This window comes from Sphingobacterium kitahiroshimense (genome assembly GCF_025961315.1).
GTDB classification, from domain to species: domain Bacteria; phylum Bacteroidota; class Bacteroidia; order Sphingobacteriales; family Sphingobacteriaceae; genus Sphingobacterium; species Sphingobacterium anhuiense.
This window is the reverse complement of the sequence record NZ_JAOQNK010000001.1, coordinates 3,984,066-4,007,972: the sequence shown is the minus strand read 5'-3', so window position 1 is coordinate 4,007,972 and position 23,907 is coordinate 3,984,066. Positions and strand designations below refer to the sequence as shown.

At 38.8% G+C, this 23,907-nt stretch carries 12 protein-coding genes and 1 tRNA gene; 6 read left to right on the top strand and 7 right to left on the bottom strand.

Annotated features, from left to right (window positions below; translation table 11 throughout):
- Positions 1–12: 12 nt before the first annotated feature.
- The 4 genes from M2265_RS17670 to M2265_RS17655 all read right to left on the bottom strand — a co-directional run bounded on the left by M2265_RS17670 (position 13) and on the right by M2265_RS17655 (position 6,338).
- Positions 13–3,219, bottom strand: coding sequence for a SusC/RagA family TonB-linked outer membrane protein (locus M2265_RS17670; RefSeq protein WP_132769647.1), 3,207 nt, complete (start codon positions 3,217–3,219; stop codon positions 13–15).
- A 257-nt stretch (positions 3,220–3,476) separates the two neighbouring features.
- A complete protein-coding gene (locus M2265_RS17665) occupies positions 3,477–4,850 on the bottom strand; it encodes a sensor histidine kinase (protein ID WP_021192012.1) in 1,374 nt (457 codons plus the stop codon).
- Positions 4,840–5,520: a response regulator transcription factor gene (locus M2265_RS17660; RefSeq protein WP_021192013.1), complete on the bottom strand. Its 681-nt coding sequence runs from the start codon at positions 5,518–5,520 to the stop codon at positions 4,840–4,842. Before M2265_RS17660 ends, M2265_RS17665 begins: the two co-directional genes overlap by 11 nt.
- A 161-nt stretch (positions 5,521–5,681) precedes the next feature.
- Positions 5,682–6,338 (bottom strand): Pr6Pr family membrane protein, encoded by a 657-nt coding sequence (locus M2265_RS17655; protein ID WP_132769649.1) that lies wholly within the window; start codon positions 6,336–6,338, stop codon positions 5,682–5,684.
- A gap of 309 nt (positions 6,339–6,647) precedes the next feature.
- On the opposite strand from M2265_RS17655, the gene M2265_RS17650 reads away from it, so the two are divergent.
- Positions 6,648–6,722: transfer RNA gene (locus M2265_RS17650), tRNA-Val, on the top strand.
- Between the two features lie 57 nt (positions 6,723–6,779).
- Here the strand turns inward: M2265_RS17650 and M2265_RS17645 are convergent.
- The 3 genes from M2265_RS17645 to M2265_RS17635 form a co-directional block, all read right to left on the bottom strand.
- Positions 6,780–7,958 (bottom strand): acyloxyacyl hydrolase, encoded by a 1,179-nt coding sequence (locus tag M2265_RS17645; RefSeq protein ID WP_132769651.1) that lies wholly within the window; start codon positions 7,956–7,958, stop codon positions 6,780–6,782.
- A gap of 288 nt (positions 7,959–8,246) precedes the next feature.
- Positions 8,247–9,695 carry a SusD/RagB family nutrient-binding outer membrane lipoprotein gene (locus tag M2265_RS17640; protein WP_132769652.1) on the bottom strand — a complete coding sequence of 483 codons (1,449 nt, stop codon included), beginning with the start codon at positions 9,693–9,695 and terminating at the stop codon, positions 8,247–8,249.
- 14 nt (positions 9,696–9,709) lie between these two features.
- Positions 9,710–12,976, bottom strand: coding sequence for a SusC/RagA family TonB-linked outer membrane protein (locus M2265_RS17635; RefSeq protein ID WP_243655403.1), 3,267 nt, complete (start codon positions 12,974–12,976; stop codon positions 9,710–9,712).
- Between the two features lie 441 nt (positions 12,977–13,417).
- Between M2265_RS17635 and M2265_RS17630 the strand changes: the two genes are divergently transcribed.
- The 5 genes from M2265_RS17630 to M2265_RS17610 all read left to right on the top strand — a co-directional run bounded on the left by M2265_RS17630 (position 13,418) and on the right by M2265_RS17610 (position 23,898).
- Entirely contained in the window at positions 13,418–16,549 is a 3,132-nt protein-coding gene (locus tag M2265_RS17630; RefSeq protein WP_237682835.1) for a SusC/RagA family TonB-linked outer membrane protein, read from the top strand.
- 10 nt (positions 16,550–16,559) lie between these two features.
- Positions 16,560–18,137 (top strand): RagB/SusD family nutrient uptake outer membrane protein, encoded by a 1,578-nt coding sequence (locus tag M2265_RS17625; protein WP_165905872.1) that lies wholly within the window; start codon positions 16,560–16,562, stop codon positions 18,135–18,137.
- 297 nt (positions 18,138–18,434) lie between these two features.
- Positions 18,435–19,013: an RNA polymerase sigma-70 factor gene (locus M2265_RS17620; protein ID WP_132769655.1), complete on the top strand. Its 579-nt coding sequence runs from the start codon at positions 18,435–18,437 to the stop codon at positions 19,011–19,013.
- 66 nt (positions 19,014–19,079) lie between these two features.
- Complete coding sequence (locus M2265_RS17615; RefSeq protein WP_132769657.1) at positions 19,080–20,225, top strand: FecR family protein; 1,146 nt, start codon at positions 19,080–19,082, stop codon at positions 20,223–20,225.
- A gap of 250 nt (positions 20,226–20,475) precedes the next feature.
- The gene (locus tag M2265_RS17610) at positions 20,476–23,898 is read left to right on the top strand and encodes a TonB-dependent receptor (protein ID WP_132769659.1); all 3,423 of its coding nucleotides are present in this window, start codon (positions 20,476–20,478) and stop codon (positions 23,896–23,898) included.
- The last annotated feature ends 9 nt before the right edge of the window (positions 23,899–23,907 follow it).

The window sequence follows — 23,907 nt, the reverse complement described above, 5'->3', positions numbered from 1 at the left end:
GATGAATTATTTTTAAAAGGTTACACTTAAGCCCGCTGACCATACTTTTGTTAAAGGATACACAGTACCGTTACTGCCTCCGTCAATGGTTTCAGGATCGAACATCCCCGCCACCTTCGATCCCGTCCAGACGTTTTCTCCTGCGATATACACACGTAAACGTTCGACACCAATACGATTGGTCGTCGCTTTAGGAATCGTATATCCCAATTGCACATTTTTTATTCGGATATAGGAAGCATTTTGTAGGTAGCGACTTTGTATTTCTTGATTTTTAGAGGTACCAAAAGTCGGACGAGCATAGTATCCATCCAAGTTTTCACCAAGTACATTATCTGCTGTACGGAAATAATCTAAATGATCCACCAAACCTGTAGACCACCATTTACTATTTGTCGCTCCCCAGAAATAATAGCCTCCTTGCCATACATCACGTTTCATGACACCTTGAAAGAAAATACTGAAATCAAAATTCTTATACTCCGCATTTAGATTTAAACCAAAAGTATACCTTGGTGTGTTATTTCCGATGACGCTCAAATCCCCTGAATTTCCTTCCGTACTAGCTCCTTTATCAATTTTACCATCACCATTTATATCTTTGTACATCACATCACCTGCGGCCCATTGTGTACCGATAGCGCTCTGACCTCCATTGGGAAGCGATGCCAAATGACGATCCATTTCCTCTTGTGATTTTGCTATCCCCAGCGTCTGCAAACCCCAGATATCACCCCATCTTTGGTTTGTACGGTATTTATTTAATACACCAATCTCATTTGGATATCGTGTTATTGTTGTTACGTTATCCGAAATCAAAAACTTAGCACCATAACTTAATCCGCCTTTTGTCCGATCATTCCAACCAATAGTTGCTTCAAAACCCTGTGTTTTCAAGTCCGTATTATTGGTCTCTGGTACTTGAGTACCCAATGTAACAGGTAACTGCGGAGCTGGGCCTACCATATCGTAGGTTCTACGATCAAATACTTCAAATGAACCTGAAAGTTTGTTATTTAGTGCGGCAAAGTCAACACCAATATTGGTGGTGTTAATAGACTCCCATGTCAATAGCGCACTGACTAATCCCGGAGCCGAAGCTGTGTTAGGACGTGCATTATTGATTAACCAACCGCCATTGTTTGTTCCCGTAGGTTGCACCACATAAGTTGGATACCATATTTCTGTATTCTGATTACCCAATTCTCCATACGAAGCTCTGAACTTAAACATATTGATATAGGGTAACGCCTCTTCAAAAAAGGTCTCTTTTGCCACATTCCAACCAGCAGAAACAGAAGGAAACCATCCCCATCTACTATCACTTCTGAATCGAGAAGATCCATCATAGCGCAAATTTGCTTCGAAAAGATATTTATCCCTAAAATCATAATTTAATCGACCAAAAAAACCTGCCGAAGCCCATTTTTGGTATTCCCCAGAAACCGATGGTACTACAGGATTGCCACTGATATCTGTTCCTGAAGCAATATTAATAACCGGTTGATCCGGTAGGATAATTCCATCCCTTTGCACGCCTAAATTACGGAAAGCAGTTTGTTCCGCTTGAAATCCGACCATCCCTTTAAAATGATGATCGCCCATGCGCTTATCATACTCTGAGTAAATATTAATATTGTAGTAATTCTCCTTCAATCCAAATTCGTAGACATTCGACGTATTTTTATATAAATAAGGATTACCATTTACATCATGATTATACAGTTTTTGAGAATCCCAATGACGAAATTGTGTTGTCGTACGATAATTGAGATTAGCAATCGTTTTCCAACCTTTTAAAGGCTCCAATGTTAATTGCAATTGCTGATAAATGTAATCTTTGGTTGAATTATCCACCCCGCCCTCTTTCATAACCAAAGCAGGGGAAGGCGAACTATAGAGAAATCCATTCGGGTCGTATAACGGGAGCGTGGGCCATCCTTGACGACCTAAATCATCATAAAAACTATTGGTCAGTGCGGCAGGTCGTTCATAATCCTCTCTTACCAATCGCGCATTATAGCCAATTTGAAAAATGTCGGATACTTTTGAGTTTATTTTTGCCGAAATCGCATACCGATCATAATGATCTGTATTGAAGGCCATCAAACCCTGCTGTTTCATAAAATTTCCTGACAGATAATACGTAGTTTTATCCGATCCTCCATTCAGGCTTAAGTTATGCTCATGTGAAAAGGCTTGATCCCGATACATCGCTTTAAACCAATCTACATTATCATTACCGTATGCATACCCATCTGCCCAATATTGCGAATTGTCCGGAGATACAATAATTGAATTTTTATTTGATCCGTTTTGATAATCTAAAATGCGCTTCAGGTATTCCTCAGAAAAATGAGGCGTACCATTTCCATTTACTTCCGCCTGATTGAAATATTGGGCAAACGTATAAGAATCCATCATCTTAGGCATTAATGTCGGTTTATTCATTCTCAGACTATTGTTATAATTAACAGAAGTCTTTCCAACTTTTCCCGATTTTGTTGTAACTAGGATAACACCAAATGCGGCTCTAGAACCATAGATAGAAGCAGCTCCAGCATCTTTAAGTACAGATACACTTTCGATATCCTGAGGGTTGAGAGCTGCTAATGAGCCTTCTGATCCATCGATCAAAACTAAAGGTGAAGAAGAAGAAGTTCCTATCGTCCCTACACCACGAATATTTATCGCTGGATTAGATTCCAGACTTCCACCATTTTGCGAAATATTTAATCCAGGAGCAAGACCTTGCAAAGCTTGAATCGCATTTCTCACTGGTCTATTTTCCAATTGCTTCGCATCAACAACAGCAACCGACCCTGTTAGATTTGTTTTTTTCTGTGTTCCAAATCCAACAACAACAACTTCATCCAAAAGGTCTCCCTCAGACTCCTTTAATGTCACATTTAAAGTATAAATACCATTCTTTGAATCGGTGATATCCTGAAGAACAACACGTTGTTTTTCATAACCAATAAAGGTAAATATAACAGCATTGGCACCCGTTGTATTTAAACTGTATTGACCATTAGCATCCGTTTGTGTTTTTAATGAAGATCCTTCGGCAGAAACCGTCACTCCGGGTAAAATACCCGCTGCATTAGTAACTATACCCTGGATCTTGGTGATTTGTCCGGAGGCATAATTAAAGCCTAACAAAAGAAAAAAAAAGATAAAAAACCCTTTTCCTTTCCAAAAAAGTACATTTCCTTTCATAATTATAATTGGTTCGTTTTAAACAATCCAATATTAGGAAACAGAGCTAATTAAAGAGAGGGGCTAATTCGTAATTTTTGAGGGTGTAATTAGTTTAAACAAAAATACATGTCTTAAGTTCCTTAAAACCAATAAATTAAAAAACAACAGATAATGAAGGAAAATTACTTTTCCCTATCTATTTTCATGCTGATGAAACCAACATGAAAACAAAATTTTTAAAATAAATTCCTCTTAAGGGCACAAAAATAGAAAAATTACTTAGGGATATAGACGCTAACAGATGTCCCCTTATTTTCAATCGAGGAAACCGAAAGTATGGCATGATGCAATTCAAAAATATGCTTGGCCAGTACTAATCCTAATCCGTTTCCATAGATTGCACCCACATTGGAGGCCCTATAAAAAGAATCAAAAATATGCGGCTGATCGTGTAATGGGATACCGATACCATGATCCGCAATTTTGACTACCACAAGATTTTCATGACAGACCAGTGAAATCGTGACCATTTTTTTATCCCCGTACTTACAGGCATTAGAAACAATATTACTGAAAGCAATATAAAAGAGATCTGGATTTACAAAGATATTCATCTCACTGCTATCCTCAGGAATATGCGAGAAATCCAGAAAGATCTCACAGTCCGGGTTCATGCTTTTTTCACTCTTCTGCACATCATATAAGAGTTCATCGATCCGGATCCACTGTTTGCTTTCGATCTTACCCTCAAATCCGGTGCGTGACAAGAGCAAAAGATTATTGATGATGAGATTCATCTTTGAAGCATGTTTAACAATTGCCTCGACCGAGTAATACGCTTCATGATTTTTATCCAGATGATGCAAGGCCAGTTCTGCTTCCCCACCAATAATCGTTAAAGGCGTACGTAACGAGTGGGATGCATTGCCGATAAAGCTCTGCTGTGATTTGACCGAAATATCCAGTCGTTTCATCATCGCGTTGAAATTGGAAATCAATATTCCGATTTCATCATCATCATTCGAATAGTTATTTTTAACCCGTTTGTTCAGATTTGATATATCCACCTGAGTCAATTCCTTATTGATAGCTTTGATAGGTGCAAGCAGTCTATTCGCGAAATAAAAAGACAGCAGAACAACCAAGATAATGGCTAATGCCCCACCTGAAATTAAAGTATGATCCAGTATTTGTTGTTCATCATGTCCATACTCATCAACTCCAGCAGAAATAACCAATAGGTTTTCCTTGTGTAAAGAATCGACAAAAAATAGGGCTACATAGGAGGTTTTATTATGCAGAAACTGCGCTTTTCCGTTCACAATAGCTTCTTCATAGAAGGCATCGGGTAAAGGGAGATCGGGTTTATAGCGGAGATCGGTATGCCCTTTAACAATCCGCAACAGATAATCTTTACCTTCAGAAAGCTGACGTAGATATTTTCGGGTTACTTCGTAATACACCTTATTATTATACGCATCATTCTGTATGATATGATTACCAACAATAGTGGCATTTTCTTCCAGCCGGTGATAGAATTTGGTCTGCAGACTGTCCTTCGTAAAATAAGAAACATATAGGGCGAAGGATACAATATAGGCGATCGAGATCGCTGAAAAAAGGACAATGACCTTAGTTCTAATTTTCATTTCTCAGTATATAGCCCATACCGATAACAGTATGGATAAGTTTCTTTTCTGTAGGATAATCTATTTTTTTTCGCAGGTAGTTGACATAAACATCCACCACATTGGTACTCATATTAAAATCCATACCCCATACTTCTTCCAAAATATCAACCCGGGATAAAATCTTATTTTTATTGACCATTAGATATTCCAGTAATCGGTATTCAGTAGCCGTCAGAATTACGGATTTACCTCCACGTTGCACATTCTTACTGTCTCTATCCATGACGAGATTATCAATAGTAATGGTGTTACTGGTCGTGGTCTGCTGTCTGGCCTTTCGAGACTGCCGATTGATTCGCGCACGAAGTTCGTCCAGTTTAAAAGGTTTGGTCAGATAATCATCAGCATCACGATTAAATGCTTCAACAATATCTTCCGTCTGATTTAGTGCACTTAATATCAAGATCGGCACATCTTTATTCGTCTTCCGGATATTTCTACAGATCTCCAACCCGTTCATCCCCGGAAGCATCACATCCAAAATAATCAAGTCATATTGGTTAAGACCCGCCATTTTTAATCCCGTAAATCCGTCCATAGCGACACTGATCGAATGGTTTTCTCCTTTCAATCCCCTTTCAATCAACGAAATTACAGATGGCTCATCTTCAACAAGTAGTATTTCCAATTCTTTTTTATTTTAATGTAAAACAGTCACAAGTGACATACTTTCTTAACCCATTAACTTTTTAACCATCTCACAACTTACAAAAATAGGCAATTTCTTCGAAGCAATCGGCTCTAATCTAGTTACTACCTACTATCGTCTAAACACTATTATCTCAATACTTAATAAAGTGTATTATTATTTTCCCTTGCACGGCTAATCCATGCGAGCAGTTGACAAAGAACGACAAAGAATATTGTTAAACCGCATACGTAGGTCATAACCCCCGCTGTACCTCCGGCAGTTGCAGGATCTAAAAACGGATAAGGGTACCAACCCTTTATCGAAGCTCGGATAAACGTGTAGATGACCCACAAAAACGGGAATATCAATAAATAAAAAGCTTTGCCGGATGTAATCGGTTTTCGTGAAGGCCATAACAACCACCAGACAGTAATAAAAAATGGACCAAATTCATGCAGAATAAAATTGCTCCAGCTAAAATGGTCTGGGTCAAGTTGCGTGTTACGAAGCAGAACGGCAAATACAATCCCGGTTACCATCATATAAAGAACTGCTCCCGCGCGAAGATACCTGAACCATTCACCAAGTTGCCTATTTCTAAAAATTGCCACCGCGGCAATCAGGTAAGTAACCATCGCAATAAAATTACTCTGGATTGTAAAATAACTGAATCTGTTCCAGCCATAACCAGGAGATGTCGGATCCACATTCCAGGCGGTCCAAGGTTCAATAGAATCCAAGGTAAAGATAGCCATTATGATTAATACTACCGCATTAAGTCCTTTCACATTCTGAGGTAAAGCCGTTTGTTTCATAGTTTCTCAAATGTCAATTCTCTCAAAAATAATTAAAAAACTTTTAATATAGTGACCGAGTAATCTTATATCGTCTAAATACTATTAAATAACCCGGCAACAAAAGTTCTAATCGACTAACTTTCTAACCTTCTACCATCTAACTACTAATTACTACCATCTAACTACTAATTACTAGCATCTAAATACTAAAATCTAACTGCTTTTAAGTAACTAACTTTTATTTTACAAATAAAATTGCTTTATTTGCACCAGTTCATTCAGGCACAGGGAAGCAAACCCGTTTCTATGACCTACCGGAACAACAATGGAGGCTTAGCTCAGCTGGTTTAGAGCACTACCTCGACAAGGTAGGGGTCACTGGTTCGAACCCAGTAGTCTCCACAAAAAAGAGCATCTGAATTCAGATGCTCTTTTTTATGATGTATTTTTATAATAATGCTACTTTTTCTTTTTTAACTGCAATCCGTACCCCATAGTCCATTCGATAAAGTCCGCTTTTCCGGCATGGGCTTTAATAGAAACACCTGTAAAAATATCGCGATAAACTTTGTACCGAACCCCGGCTCTCAGATAGATCGGGCTACTCTCACCATTAAATTTATTACGGTGTAAATAAGCTCCAACATTACCATTAAGATATAATCTTGAATTCAGAACGTGATCAATGTAAAATGCCGGTCCGTAAGAAAATAACGCAGAAAATGACCCCGCTTTATCGCCTGCAACTTGTTTATCGTTACCGCTAGCTGAATAGAAAGCATCCATTCCGGCACCGATACGCCATTTATAACCCAAATGTTTACTATAATAAGCGCCAAGTGTTGATTTAAAGTATTGCTTATCATTTTCACGATCGATCTGCTTAAATCCAAAAGCATAATTAAAGTGGAGTTCCTGCTTATTTTCCATTGGCGGAACTGTCGATTTTCTAAAGTCAAAAGGTTTGCTTGAAGGGTTATATGCCACAGAAAGACTGAGCGGTAATAAGTTTATTCCTGTATTGGGCAATGCCAGGGCACCATTGCTGAAATGATGAAAAGCAATTCCTGCTCCAAGTTGGAATTTTTGACTCAACCGGTAATTTGCCTGTACCCCAAGATCGATGTAAACATTATTCTTACTGCCAATAATCAGATTTAAAGGATTATCCTCTTCGTTATAAGGATTGAACCGCCCAGAAAGTCCCAGACCAATTCGGTAATTAAAATTCCATTTGCTATCTACTTTTGGTGAAATAGGAATGGCAACAAAGCCATAGACTGCAAAAGGTTTACCAAGATGCTCCTGTCCAAAAGTACTGCTATACACTCCAATACCATAGATCGGGTAATTGTATAGTTCATTGTACACACTCGTGACAGAGTCACGGTACTGACTCTGAAAGCCAACGCGGAAATTAATACCACTGTAATACGAATCTGCAAGCGTTTCCTTTGTACGTTCATTCATCTTCAATTCACCGCCACTTTCATGTTCAAGCTGAAAGATCAATCGAGGTTTTCCAGAGCCAACTGATTTACTGGAATCCAAGGAGCTGGAAATGCGGGGACTGACCTGCGCCGTTAAGGCAAAGGAACTAAATGTGAGCGTGATAAAAATCAGAATTCGTACGATCATTAAAGGGATGTTAATTTAAATAAAGATTAATTTGTTTGCAAAAGTAGCAACTCCTAAACCAATTGCAAACACTATACACAAAATTACAGCTTATCGCTTGCATGGGAACAGGTGTATCAATCACTTTCTCACCTTCCGAATAGTCATATAGTGAATGAGTAATCTAAAAGTCTAAAGCTGAATTTCTAATCTTCTCACAATCTAACCTTCCATCCATCACAAAAAATGAGCCGATTACGTGATGTAATCGGCTCATAAAATAAAACGATATGATATCGCTCTAAAAAACTATTTTTCCCACCATACTTTCGTGTGGTAAGTATCTCCCCCCATTTGCGCAACAGCCTTTGCATAATGATCTGGGTTAAACCTTCTGACCTCATTTTTATACATAAAACGCGATGGCATTACCCCATCATGAAACATATAAGGTGTTTTAGGCAGTTTTGGAAAACCCGTGCGACGATATTCAAACCATTGCTGATAATCCACCATAAATAAACTCAGGTATTTCTGCATCATAATGCGTTCCTGAGTACCATCAAATTTTGCGGATTCATTCTCAAAATAAGTTGCCGGCATAACACCACCATATTGTTCTATCGAAGCTTTTACACCTTTCTCGTACGCCGTTTTAGCTTCATTTGTCAATCCTAATGCTAAGTAAGTTTCTGCTTTGATAAATTCAACCTCAGCATAAGGCATGATCAGTTCTTTAACAGGAGTACCCACCGCTTCTGGATATACTAAATCTCCATTCGGTGTGCTCGGATTGAAGTTATAGGCAGAAAGATCGCCGGAATGCCCTGCCGGGATTCCACGATAGCCTATGCTCTCCACTTTACCATCTACTAAACGTGTCGCTTCTTTCATGATAAAGGGACGGCGAGGATCATTCAAAGCATTCAGATTGTCTACAAAAAATTCAGCCATTGCCGTAAAATTCACGTAATCCTGTCTTCTTCCCCAAGCATAATCATAAGGTGCTAAGCCCGTCACCTGTACCACCGCTGCTTCTGCATTCGATTGAAAAATCGGATAATCCGTCGGGTTATCTAAAATTGTCTTTATTTTTGAATAAGCATCCATACGTTTCGACTGACGTAAATAATAGCGTAGTAGTAACGAATTATTAAATTTACGCCATAGCTTTTTATCATTCTTATACAGGATATCTTCCCCATTCATGACAGATTCACCCTGATAAAGCTTGTTCGCCTCTTCCAATCCCTTTACCATATCCGCATAAATCTGTTCCTGCGTATCAAACTTAGGTTTCGTTACGCCACTTTCAGCCTGCAGACCTTCAGACAAAGGAACGTCTCCAAAGCTATCGGTTAAAATACCTACGATATAGGCTTTCAAAGTCTTAGCAACAGCCTGATAAGCTTCATTATTACTTTTCAACGCAGCCGCTTCCATTTCGCGGATATTACGCAGATAAGCATAGCTTGTATTCCAAGTGCCATCGCCCGACTGTTCTGTAAAATAGTAGCGGTGGATGCCATTCGCAGCGCTGGGATTGGCCAAACCTGTTTGCATAATTTCCCAGGTAAAGTCATTACTTCGTACTGTAAAATAGGTACTCATCCCATATACTGTGGGTGTAATTAAAGAACCGGGTGTCACCTGTTCAATTTTATTGGGATCTGTATTTAATTCATCAAAATTTTTGGTACAGCTTACAAGACTAGTAAGTCCAGCTAAAAATGCGATACCGATATATTTTTTATTCATCTCTAAATTCCTCCTTAAAAGCTCACTCTCAAATTAACACCATATGTTTTTGTGCTCGGCATTTGTCCCATTTCCACTCCCGGCATAATCGTAGCACCGTTTAATGCGGCAGTCTCCGGATCGAACATCGGGAAATTGCTGATCATAAATAAATCTCTCCCGAAAAAGGCGATAGAAGCACTATTCACTTTCCAGCGGGATATTAAATTTTTAGGTAAAGCGACTTCAAAACGTACTTCACGAAGTTTTAAATAAGAAGCATTAAAACTATTCGTCTCGACATTCGCACGACGGTAATAATCACCATACCAGGTATTGATAGGCACTTCTTTTGTATTTGGGCTGAAAGTTCCGTCAGCATTGGCAATCACACCTTCACCAGCGATCATTCCTGTCTCTCGTCCCTTCAACGTGTTGGTCAGTTTACCCTGTTCAGACATTTTATGGTGCGTTTGGGAATATACTATACCCCCATATTGTCCATCAATCAAAGCACTTAGGCTGATGTTTTTATATCGGAATTCATTGCTGAATCCACCCCTCCAATCGGCATAGGCATTTCCTATCTTCACCTTATCCGATGGTCGAACAGGAAGTCCTGATTTTCCATCAATCAGAACCTGTCCAGCATCATTTCTTACCAGGCCATATCCCCACAGATCACCCGTAGATCCACCAACCGTTGCAATAATCTGTGCAGCGCCAGACCCACTAGAAGCAATAATCTGCTGCGGTGTATCTACTCCCTCACTTAATTCTAAGATTTTGTTATCATTCTTAGACCAGGTCAAGGTCGTATTCCATTGGAAGTTTTGATTTTTAACCGGTGTACCCGTTAAACTGATTTCAAGACCTTGATTTCGGATTAAACCACCATTAATGATGGCAGAACTGTATCCCGTTGTCAGATCTAAAGGCACCGTTAAGATCTGGTTCTTAGAGCGGTTGTAATAAAAATTGATATCAGCCGTCAATCTATTGTTCAGGAATGCAACATTCAATCCAGCCTCCGTAGAAGTCGAAATTTCGGGCTTCAGTTCCGCATTATGTAATTTTGAAGGAGCTTCTGCTGACCCTGGGAAAATAGAACTTGAGTAATATTTACTCGTTTGATAAGGATCTGCATCATTACCAACCTGTGCCCAAGATAGACGCAATTTGGCAAAAGAAATCGCCTTTGGTAAAGTCATCAGATCACTTAAGACAAAACTACTGCTAACCGAAGGATAGAAGTAAGAGCGGTTTTCCGCAGGTAATGTTGAAGACCAGTCATTGCGAGCGGTAACATCCACATAAATTTTATCCTGCCATGATAAATTCACCAAACCAAACATACTTTGAATCTCTCTGCGTGTTAAATTGTTTCCATCGGCCAAACCATTGGTCAGGGCATTACTCAATTTATATATTCCTGGTATATTTAGACCCCGAGCTATCCCTGCAGCTTCTTTGATATTCCGCTTCATCAAGTTACCACCCATTGTAGCACGGATCTTAAAGTCTGGTGTAAGTTGATCGTTATACGTCAATAAGGCGTCAGTATTCGACTCTAAATAGAAGATATCCTGCTGTTTATAGTAGCCCTTAGGGAAATTTGCTGTATCCCAAGGACGGCGTTGCTCGCGCAGGTTAGAGTTCATATTCATACCAGAACGTACCATCAATTCCCATTTCGGATTGAACGTATATACACCTTGTACCATTCCATCAAAACCATTGCTATTTAGGCTATTGGTCATTTCATTGGCGATAACAAATGGATTTTCAATATAGGAACTGAAAGGATGGATCTGTTTAATATTCTCCTGACCTTTTTGCCACATCGGGCGGTACCAATCCAAATCAATACTTGGATTTTGAAAGATCATAAAGTAGGAAATCGACTGATTATTATACCCCGTTGCAGGCAGATTATCACTCGTCTTATTCGTGTAATTAGCTTTTAAATTTAATTTCAATTTATCACTAATTTGAGCACTTGTATTGAACGATGCTACCAGACGTTCAAAGCCTGTGTTCGGCATGATCCAATTATTTTTGGTATGTGTGATGGAACCGCGGGCCGAATATTTATCATTTCCGCCATCCAATGCCACACTGTTCATATAAGTCGCACCGGTTTTAAAAAAACCTTTTACACCATCTTTATAAGGTCCCCAAGGAGTACGTGTAGCACCCTGACCTTCAACAGCCGGATCATATTGGTAAAACAGCTGTCCATCAAATTTCGGTCCCCAGGCACTGGAAGTCCCCCCCGTACTCGCACCATCTTCGCTAAGACCATAAGAGTAATACAATTCACCCGCTGCATTCCGATTCAAGTTTCCCTGACCATATTCATACTGCAAGTCGGGCATCTTTAAGATATCTTGAAAACTCGTATTGGAGTTGACCGTAACGCCCATCCCCTTCCCATTGCGCTTGCCCGATTTTGTCGTAATGATCAATGCACCATTACCTGCTCTGCTTCCATATAATGCAGTCGCAGCTGCACCCTTTAGCACGGAGATCGACTCAATATCATCCGGGTTGATATCACCAAGCCCATTCCCAAAATCGACCGGTACATCCTTATCTGCACCACTCGATCCAGCTCCGTAAGCATCCGTTACGCCAGAACTAAAGCGACCATTTACCATAGGCACACCATCAACAACAATCAAGGCCTCATTTTTCGTCGGATCTAAGGATTGATCACCGCGAAGTGTAATTCTAGCTGTATTCAAAGGACCTGAACTCGCTTGTGTAATATTAAGACCCGCAACTTTGCCTTTCATCGCATCCACCCAATTGCTGGATGCCGCATCGGTCATCTGCTTACTGCTGATGGTACTAACTGCATAACCTAGTGATTTTGCTTCTCTTTTAATTCCCAGAGCCGTCACGACAACTTCAGAAATTGCAACGTCTGAAGATTCTAAAGCAATGACAACTTGCTGTGCATTGGACGTAAAAGTGCGCTTTACCGGCTGGTATCCCACACTTTTAAAAGTTACCTGTTGATTCGGTAGGGCCTTAATTTCAAATTTACCTTGTGCATCTGTTGTTCCTAGAGCTTTACCTTCCACCAAAACCGTAACTCCCACAATAGGAACATTTGTTTTTGTATCGACAACACGTCCTGAAACGATTATACCTTGTTGTTTGATCGCTAAGGTTTCCTGCTTAGAAAAAAAATTGTTGTTCGCTTCAGCAGTCGTCATTCCTAATCCTGCGATCAATAGCAAAGAGGTAGCTTTAGATACAGGATACCGATAAAATTTAATTCTTCTATTTTTCATTCTTCATAAGTCTTCAAAACACAGCAAGCAATTGCAGGGTTGTTTAAAACTGTTGCAATACTACGCATGTAAGATCAATTATGGGTTAAGGCTGTGTTAACATAACATTATGTTTAAGCTTCCATAAAAATGAAGCAAGCTAATGACGGATATATTAGGAGATATCACCTCGTTATACAATAGCACAAAAAACTTCTTAAGTAGTTAAGTAGCTGAATTTAGTCGCAATTTCTTTTTGTTAATACAAGATCACAAAGAGCAAATAGAATAAATTTATTTACGTTAGATGTCTTTTATAATCTGTAATTGTAAATACTTAACGAAGCATTTTACGCAATCGATTGTCTTTTTTCAACTCTTTTGTTTTAATTTTTTTTGGTGTATTTTGGACACCTATGATGACAAATCATAATATAAACCACACTCACTAATTAAAACATTATGATAAAAAAGATTACTAAACCTTTTTTTGTAACTAACTTTTATCCCATTACATCTGCCCTCATGTTGGCTTTGACTATGCCAAATCATGTACATGCAAGTAATACAGATAAAATTATTGTACAACTTCAACTCAACCAGCAACAAGCTGTCTCTGGCTCAGTATCCTCCAGTTCCGGCCCCCTTAATGGTGTCACAATTACTGTCAAGGAAAATCCCACAATCGCAACTTCAACTGATAAAAAAGGACAATTTTCAATAAAAGCCAATTCAGGACAAACCTTAATTTTTTCTTTAGTTGGATTTGAAAAATTAGAACGTGTTATCACATCTGGAAACATGTCTATACAGCTTACCGAATCCAATGAAACGTTGAATGAAGTTGTAGTGGTTGGTTTTGGAACACAGAAAAAAGTCAACCTAACTGGAGCAGTACAAGCAATCAGCAGTAAAGATCTACAAGATCGTCCGGTAACCAATGTATCAACGGCCTTACAAGGTAAATTTGCAGGAGTAACCATCATTCAAAATTCAGGTCAACCCGGGAAAGACGGTGGAACGATTCGTATCCGTGGACTGGGTACCACCAACAATGCCAACCCTTTAGTTTTGGTAGATGGTGTGGAGAGCTCCATGAACAACATCAATCCCAATGATATTGAAAACATCTCTGTCCTTAAAGATGGCCCTAGTGCTGCCATTTATGGATCTAAAGCCGCCAATGGGGTTGTTTTGATCACGACAAAAAAAGGGAAAATGGGCGATCCGCAATTAACCTATACCGGTTATGCTGGCTGGCAAGATCCGACACGCTTACCTAAATACATGCGATCATACGATCATGCTGTTATCTTGAATGAAGCCTTGGCGAATCAAAAGTTAGCACTACGATTTTCAGAAGCAGACTTAGAAGGATTCAAAAATAAATCTAATCCCGATAAATACCCCGATACCGATTGGTTAGATTTATTATATTCTGGAAGCGGTCTACAGCAGTCACACAATCTGCAGTATTCTGGTGCTACCGAAAAGGTAAATTACATGGCTTCTTTGGGTTTCATGGATCAGAAAGGTGTTATTGATGTCGCTAAATCAGACCGTTATAACTTTAGAACAAATCTAGGAGCTAAAATTACATCAAAGCTTTCGATGAATTTAGGTTTATCCTACAACTATCAACGGATCAATGAACCTGTAAATCCATATACAGGAGATATGGCTCAAATTTTTAGGCAGGCCAATCGGATACCTTCTTTCATTCCCTATAAATACTCCAATGGATATTATGGCTATTACGGTGATGGAAATCCCATTGCCTGGTTAGATATGAAATCAACTGATGCCATGATCTATAAACATGCCAACATCAATGTATCCGCTGAGTATCAAATCGTAGAAGGACTGAAATTTAAGCAGGTCGTGAGTTTCCAGCCTAGAGATAATATGTCCTCAAAATTTGTAAAGGAAATTCAATTCTATGATAACACCACAGGTTTACCAAGTCAAAAACAAGGTGTAAATAACTTAACGGTTTATAACAATCAAGAAGAATTATTAACGCTTCAATCCTTACTAACCTATGACAAGACTTTTGGTAAGCATCAACTTAATGTCTTAGGTGGTTTTATGGACGAAACAAGACGTGCCGATTTTTCGAGTGCATATCGTCAGAATTTTTTAGGAACTGAATTACAAGAATTAGTTCTAGGAGACCCTTCTGGACAAGTGGCAAATGGTGGAGCTAAAAAATTGATTTTAAGATCCTATTTTGGTCGTGTAAATTATGTATTTGCTGATAAGTATTTATTTGAAGCCAATGTGAGACGAGATGGCTCATCCAGATTTGTCAGTAGCAATCAGTGGAACACATTCCCATCATTCTCTGCAGGATGGCGAATAGCACAGGAAAATTTCTTTCAGAATTCAGGTTTAGCAAATTCCATATCTGAATTAAAACTTAGAGGTGGATGGGGTATCTTAGGTAATCAAACTTTAACTGGCGTAGGTGAAAACGCTTATCCTACCAATGACGAGTGGTATCCAGGTATTTACACCATAAACTCTGGCTTTAACTATGCATTTGGCAATGCCTTATCGTCTGGAGGTGCCGTTTCTGTTGCCGCAAATCCAGCTTTGCTTTGGGAAAGATCAGTAAGTTCTAACATCGGTTTAGATTTAAACTTTAAAAACAACTGGAGTTTTGTAATCGATTATTTCAATCGCACGACCGATCGTTTGTATACAACTTTACCTATACCAATTCAATTTGGACTTCCTTCTCCGACTCAAAATGCAGGAAAAGTTAGAAATAGAGGTTTAGAAGTTCAAGCAAATTATGCTAATAGAGCTGGAGAGTTTAAATTTGACATTGGTGCAAATGCATCTTACATTAAGAATGAGATCCTAGAGTGGAAATCAGATGCCGCAGAGCCACATTCTACATTTTATGTCCGCGATCGTGGTTTACCACTTCGTTCATTTTATGGTTATGAGACATTGGGCATTTACCGTTCCGATGAAGAGTATATTAATTCCAAAGTTACAGGTGTCACAGGAGATGTTGGCGCTGGAGATTTAATCTATAAAGATCAAAACGGTGATGGTAAAATCGATGGTAATGACCGTGTTTATCTAGGCTCCCCTGATCCAAAATTCATTTTCGGCCTTACAACTAATTTCTCATACAAAAATTTTGATCTTAATATGTTTTGGCAAGGCGCTGCTGATGTAAAAGGATACCTCTGGGGTGAAGCCTTAGGTAGCATTACCGGTTCGGATAAACCAACAGAAATTTATGCCGACCGTTTCCATATTGTCAATAATCCAAATGGTTCTATGCCTCGAGCGTTAACCTCTTGGAGTCAAAATTCAGCATCTACTAATCCTTCCGATTTTTGGGTTCAAAATGCAAGCTATGTCCGCTTAAAAAATATCACATTAGGATACAATATACCACAAAGTGTATTGAACAAAATTGGTATCAAAGGAGCGAAAGTATACTACAGTGGTCAAAACTTATTGACAATTACAGGATTTGCCAACGGATTTGATCCAGAAGCACCAGCAGATTCAAGAGGAAATTATTACCCACAGGTAAAGACCAATATTTTTGGTTTGAATGTTAACTTTTAAAAGAAAAAAAATGTTACGTAAATATAAATACATCATATTGGCATGTGCCTTAGGGTTAGCTTCTTGCGAGTCATTAGACCAACAGCCATTAGACCGATTAAGTGAAAAAACGTTTTGGACGTCAGAAAAAGAAACACTTTTTGCAGTAACGGGATTATATAATGGATGGGAGTCCGGCAGCCAGATCTTTTACATGGATTGTGCCTCAGACAATTCACATAATGATTTTTCACACGAAGGCTTTCAACAAATCGGTAATGGATCATTCAACCCGACAAACCCAGGTAATGCGAGTTCAAGATTCACCTACACACATATTAGGAGAGCAAACTGGATTTTAGAGAATATTGATAAAGCTCCAATTGCTGCTGATTTGAAGAAAAGATTAACAGCAGAAGTAAAAACACTGCGCGCTTATCGATACTTAGATTTAGCCATTCTTTTCGGAGATGTGCCCTTAATAACCAAAACCTTAGCCATAGAAGATTCTGCCGTTCCAGCTAACCCGAGGGCAGAAGTATTTAAATTTATCGAAGATGAATTAATAGCTGCAGCAGCAGATCTACCTGTCGTTCAAGCAGAAAAAGGAAGAATGACAAAAGGGGCAGCCTTAGGTTTTTTAGCTAGAACATATGCTTTTCAGAATAAACATGCTGATGTTTTGAAGGCAACTCAACAAATCATAGATTTCAACCATTATCAATTATTTAATGACTATGCTAATCTGTTTGAGGCCGCTAACGAAAATAACTTAGAAGTCATTTCAGATATCCAATATATAGAAAATACATTTGGTTATACTGAGCTAGGTATTATGATGCCGAATACCATCGGGGGTTGGAGTTCAATTATTCCTGTCCAAAATCTTGTGGACGCATATGAAACGAAAGACGGAAAAACCATTGCTTCCTCTACGACTTACAACCCTGCCAAACCATATGATAATAGAGATCCAAGACTAGCTGCTACTATTGTATACCCTGGAGCATTGTATGCTGGAAAATACTTCGACCCATTAGGCGATACCAAAGATCACCCAGCAAGTGCAGATAACGCATCTAATTCAGGATATAATTACCGTAAATATCTTCAAAACCCTTCATCTTATAGTAATGTGTGGAATGTAGGCGTGAATATTATTGTACAAAGATATGCGGAGATTTTACTGCTAAATGCTGAAGCTAAAATTGAACTAAATCAAATAAATGCTACAGTTTATGATCAACTGAACAAGGTAAGAATAAGAGCAGGTTTACCAAAAGTAAATGAATCCGAATATGCCTCTCAAGCTAAGCTAAGAGAGCTGGTTAGGCGTGAATTTAGAGTTGAATTAGCAGGTGAAGGCAGACGCAGATTTGACATTATACGTTGGGGTGTTGCCCAAGATGTAATGAATACAACTGTTTATGGAAGTTTATCTAAAGGATCAGTTAATTCGACTACAGGTGAAGTTACTTTTACAAATTTAACCGATAGATTCCTAGTGGAAAAAAGAACGTTTACTGCTGGTAAAAATGAACTTTGGCCGATACCACAAAGTGCCATTGATGCAGGAAAAGGAAGTTTAGTTCAAAATAAAAATTATTAAATAAGCATTTATCAAATACAAAAAGACTGCCTCTACTTATGTGGGGGCAGTCTTTTTTTTGCATTTTCGAACCGAAAGATTTATATCTAATCGTATCATTATTGTAAAAGACTATTACTACAAATAAATTTAAACTCATAAATCCGATCCGCAAAACAGCGTTAACACTCGCCACATGCATACCTATAAAAAACTAATTTCCAAAGCAATAACAAGATTGAAAACCATATATTATGTACTACATAATTTGTGATTTATAAAAATACTACATATATTGGGTATCTAGAAAACCGCTTTATGAAAAACACTCAATTTGGGGATGACGAGCTATTGATAAAGTTGAGGGATAATGACCATTCAGCACTTACCGCTATATACAATAAGTACTGGAAAAACTTATACCAATCCAGTTACCGTATACTACAGGACCATGACAAATGTGAAGATGCCATTCAGGAAGTATTTGTAAACCTCTGGGAAATCCGTTCAAAACTGTTCATTAAAATATCTTTAAAATCATATTTATACGCATCTGTACGTTATGAGGTACTGAGACAATTGAGACGTAAGACTATTACAGAAGATATTGTAAACTTTATGGATACGCTGAGCACCGATAGCAATCAAGAACTATTGGAATATAAGGAACTCGATCAACAGATCAATCAGATCATCGATGCACTTCCCTCCCGTTGCCAAGAAGTTTTCAAGTTAAGCCGTCTGGAGCATCTTTCACATAAAGAAATTGCTGAAAAATTGGCCATTAGCACGAAAACAGTTGAATATCATATATCAAATGCGCTACTATTCTTAAGGAGTAATCTGGGAAAAACCCTCAGCGTGGAGTTATTTATGGTTCTTCTACTCCATCCTTAAAAAAAATCAATTTTTGCCTAGGGATAGATCATCCCTTTTACTCATATATACATATAACCATAAATTTTGACACAAAAAGAAATTCTAGCATTACTGGATAGGTATCTCGCAGGTGAAACATCTTTCGAAGAAGAACAGCTATTGTCCAGATTTCATGAGACCTATGGTAAGGGAAAAGAATTGGACGAAGCATTCTTTACAGATGAGCGCCGATTGGCGATTTTATCCAAGATTGAAAATCAAATCCATTTTCAAAAGAGCAGATTTATAAATTGGAAACGATGGTTTCCGGTAGCTGCGGCAGTAATAATCATGCTGAGCATTACTGGAATGCTTTATTTCAATCAAAAGCTTGAAAATACTTCCAAAGTAGACCTGTCTCAACAAGCTGAACAGATCATGCCAGGAACGAATAAAGCCATCTTAAGACTTGCGGATGGAACCACTATTTCACTTGATGATAGCAATAGCAGTAATCTGACATTGTTAAAAGAAAAAGGTTTGACGGTGAAAAGCAATCATGATGGCCAGCTCCTGTATATCATTGCGGATACAAAAGCAAAAGGATTGAAAGGTACCAATAGCATAGAAACACCTCGTGGGGGCAAATATGAAGTTTTACTTCCAGACGGAACACATGTCTGGTTAAATTCAGCATCTTCTCTCTCGTACAATTTAGATTTTAGCCACCAAAGAAAAGTACAGCTGCAGGGAGAGGCATACTTTGAAGTGGCAAAGAAAAAAGTTCCATTTACTGTGCAGCACGGCATGCAGGAAATCCAGGTTTTAGGGACCCATTTTAATGTAAATGCTTATGAAGATGAAAGCTATTCAGAAACAACCCTGCTAGAGGGGCAAATTGCACTTCGATCATTACATGGAAAAGATGAAAAAACCATTCTCATGAGGCCCAATTTTAAAGTAACGACCGATCATCATTCTGGCCTATCAAAACAGAGCATAGCTGATATAGAATCTGTTATGGCTTGGAAAAATGGTGATTTTCTATTTGAAGATCAAGAATTGGCGTCCATATTACGTGTCATTGCAAGATGGTATGATGTAAAAGTGGATTATAATTCACTTCCAAGAACACGATATACACTACAATTATCCAAGCAAGTACGACTTTCAGATGTATTGAAAATGCTGGAAAAGACAGGACCGGTCAAATTCCAATTCAAGCAAAATACGATAAAAGTTGAAAAATAATTATCCATTCAAAACCTACTAAAAAATATGCCTATGATAAAAAACAACTAAACAAACACCTAAAAACAAAAAAATCCAGTTGCACCGCCATGCAACTGAACCAATTAAAAGGTAACCAAATAAACTTAAAGTATTACTAATCAATCACCTAATGAACAAATGTATAAATAAAATGATGCATTGTAGGGAATTATTTTTCATTTTTTTGAAGGAAATCCCTGCAATCTTATGTAATGGTTTTTTCCTAAAAATGAAAATAACAACTTTCCTTATTATTGTGAGCTTACAGGTTTCCGCCAATGTACTGTCGCAAGAAATAAGCTTAAGCGTAAAAGAAGCCCGCTTAAAAGAAGTACTCGTCAGTATTCGCAAACAGACAGGAATCAGGATGGTTTATAATACTGAATTAATCGGCAAAGCAAAACCTGTTTCTGTAGATATAAAAAGACTGCCGCTACAACGTACCCTGGAACTGGTATTAGCAGAACAACCCTTTGATTACGAATGGAATGGCAACACAATTTTGATTAAGCCCAAATTGGAAACCGCTAAAACTGTGATAACAGAACCTGTACAAACACAGTTGGTTGTTTCCGGTAAAGTGTATAAATCCGGCAATAGTCCTCTATCAGGAGTAAGCATCAGAGAAAAAGGGACAAATAATGGTACGACTACAAATGAAAATGGCACATTCACACTAACAGTAAAAGATGCCAGATCAACCTTAGTTTTTAGTTATGTAGGCTTTAAAACAATCGAAAATATCGCTTCAGCGCAGATGAGTATCACCTTGGAGGAGGACGCTTCTGCCATGGACGAAGTTGTCGTCGTTGGCTATGGCACACAGAAAAAAATAAATTTGACGGGTTCCGTCTCTACGGTCAGCGCAAAGCAACTTGAGTCCAGACCTGTGCAAAACTTAGGACAGGCCCTACAAGGAATGGTACCGGGACTAAATCTGCAAACTGCTGGTCTAGGTGGCGAACTTAACCAAACCATGAGTGTCAATATACGCGGAGCAGGTACAATCGGTGTTGGTTCCTCTTCATCTGTATTGGTATTGATCGATGGAATGGAGGGCGATATGAATGCGCTAAATCCTCAGGATATCGAAAATATATCCGTTTTAAAAGATGCTGCTTCAGCCGCTATATATGGCTCTAGAGCTCCTTTCGGTGTTATTTTAATTACAACAAAGGCAGGGAAAATCGGAAAACCGGTGGTCAATTACAACAACAATATCAGGTTAAGTGCACCACGAGGTTTACCAACCATGCTGGATTCTAAAACATTTGCTTACTATTACAATGAGGTCGCAGCGAATGATGGCGAAGCGGCCAAATTTTCACAAACTGTCCTTGATAAAATCATTGCCTATCAAAATGGAGAAATCAGTACCGTCTCCACAGCGGGTGCAGATGGAAAATGGCAGTACTATACCGGATCGAACGCCAATACCAACTGGTTTGAAGAATTTTATAAAAACTTCTCCACTTCACATGAACATACCATGAGTGTGAACGGTGGATCAGACCGTGTTAAATATTATTCTTCACTGAATTATATGGATCAGGATGGTTTAAATAAATATGCAAACGATAATTTCAAACGTTTTTCATTTGCTACAAAATTAGATGTCAAAATTTCCGATAAACTAGATCTATTAACAAATACCCGGTTTGTAAGAGAAGATTTTGATAAAGCAACGCATATGAATGACCTTTATTATCATAATATAGCCCGACGCTGGCCAACCGTTCCTGTACGCGATGATAATGGATTCTTTTCAGAACCTTCAGAAATAAATCAATTACTGGACGGAGGACGTACCAACTACCAAAAAGACTTTTTATATCAGCAGATCCAGTTAAAATATCAACCGGTCAAAGGTTGGAACATCACCGGTAATGTCAATTACAGAATCACCAATAGGAATGATCACGGGGAAATCTTAAAAGCTTATGCTTATGCTGTAAACAAAGAACCTTTCCTTGTTCCGGTCGGTTACAACAGTGCTGGCGGAACCAGTGTCGCGGAAACTGCTCGAAAAGATGAATACTTCAGTACCAATTTATTTTCAGACTATAGTTTCAATATTGCCGAAGACCACCAGTTTACAGTTCTGGCAGGATTCAATTCAGAATTGAATAAGTACAGAACACTAAGCGGAACTATGAGCGGTTTGATCACAGACGATATCCCTACTTTAAATACCGCAACATTAGACCCTAAAACCAATGGTGGTTATCAGCACTGGGCTATTGCAGGATTTTTTAGCCGGGTCAATTATAGCTATAAAGACCGTTACCTATTGGAATTAAATGCCCGTTACGATGGTTCATCTCGATTTCCGACAGACTTACGATGGAATCTCTTCCCCTCATTTTCTGCAGGCTGGAATATTTCCAACGAAGCCTTCTGGCCTCTAAAATCTGAAATATCACTATTCAAAATTAGAGGATCTTATGGAGAACTCGGTAATCAGGGAACAGACAACTGGTATCCTTTCTATTCCATCATGCCTGTTACAGCCGGACAAGGTAGCTGGTTACTCAATGGTGTGAAACCAAATTCGGCAAGTGCTCCAAATTTAATTTCCTCTTCTTTAACCTGGGAACGTGTTTCCAGCTGGAATCTGGGATTGGATGTCGCGGCTCTCAACAATCGTTTAGGACTCGCATTTGATCTCTATAAAAGAAATACCTATGATATGATTGGCCCCGCACCCGATCTACCTGCGATTTTAGGAACAGCGGTACCTCGCATCAATAATTCAGAAATGTACTCTAAAGGGTTTGAAGTTGAACTTTCATGGAAAGACGATATCGGAGATTTCAACTATGGCGTACGTGCTGTATTATCAGACGATCAACAGACCATCACAAAATACCCTAATTCAACCGGAAATTTTACCCAATGGTATAACGGTAAAAAGAACGGAGAGATCTGGGGTTATACAACGCTAGGTATCGCACAGACTCAGGAGCAGATGGATGCACATATTGCCAATACCAAACAATCCTTCGCTACCAAATGGCAAGCAGGAGATGTTATGTATTTGGATAAAAATGGAGATGGACAAGTAAATAATGGAGCAAATACCTTGGCCAATCCTGGTGATATGAGCATTATCGGCAATAGCCTACCCCGCTTTAGATACAGTTTAGATCTTACTGCCAATTATAAAGGATTTGACGTTAGGGTATTTCTTCAGGGAATTGGAAAACGGGATCACGTGCCCAACGGACCTTATTTCTGGGGTGCCAATGGCGGTATGTGGCAATCCGCAGGTTTCCAGGAAAACATGGATTTCTTTAGGGACGAGAATTCAGTGATGGTACAGAACGATGTGCTGGGGATCAACACCGATGCCTACCTACCAAGACCTTATTTCAACACCCAAAAGAACCAGCAGACCCAGACACGATATATACAGAATGCCGCTTATCTACGGTTAAAAAATGCGCAGCTCGGCTATACCTTCAACCCAACTTTATTATCAAAGATCGGACTGTCAAAAATCCGTGTATATGCTTCCGGAGAGAATCTATTGACATTTACAAAAATGGCAAAAGTATTTGACCCGGAGACGGTTGGTTTAGGTGGCTGGAACGATGGTAAATCATACCCGTTCTCAACCATCTATTCTTTTGGATTAAGTGTGAATTTTTAATGATTTGAA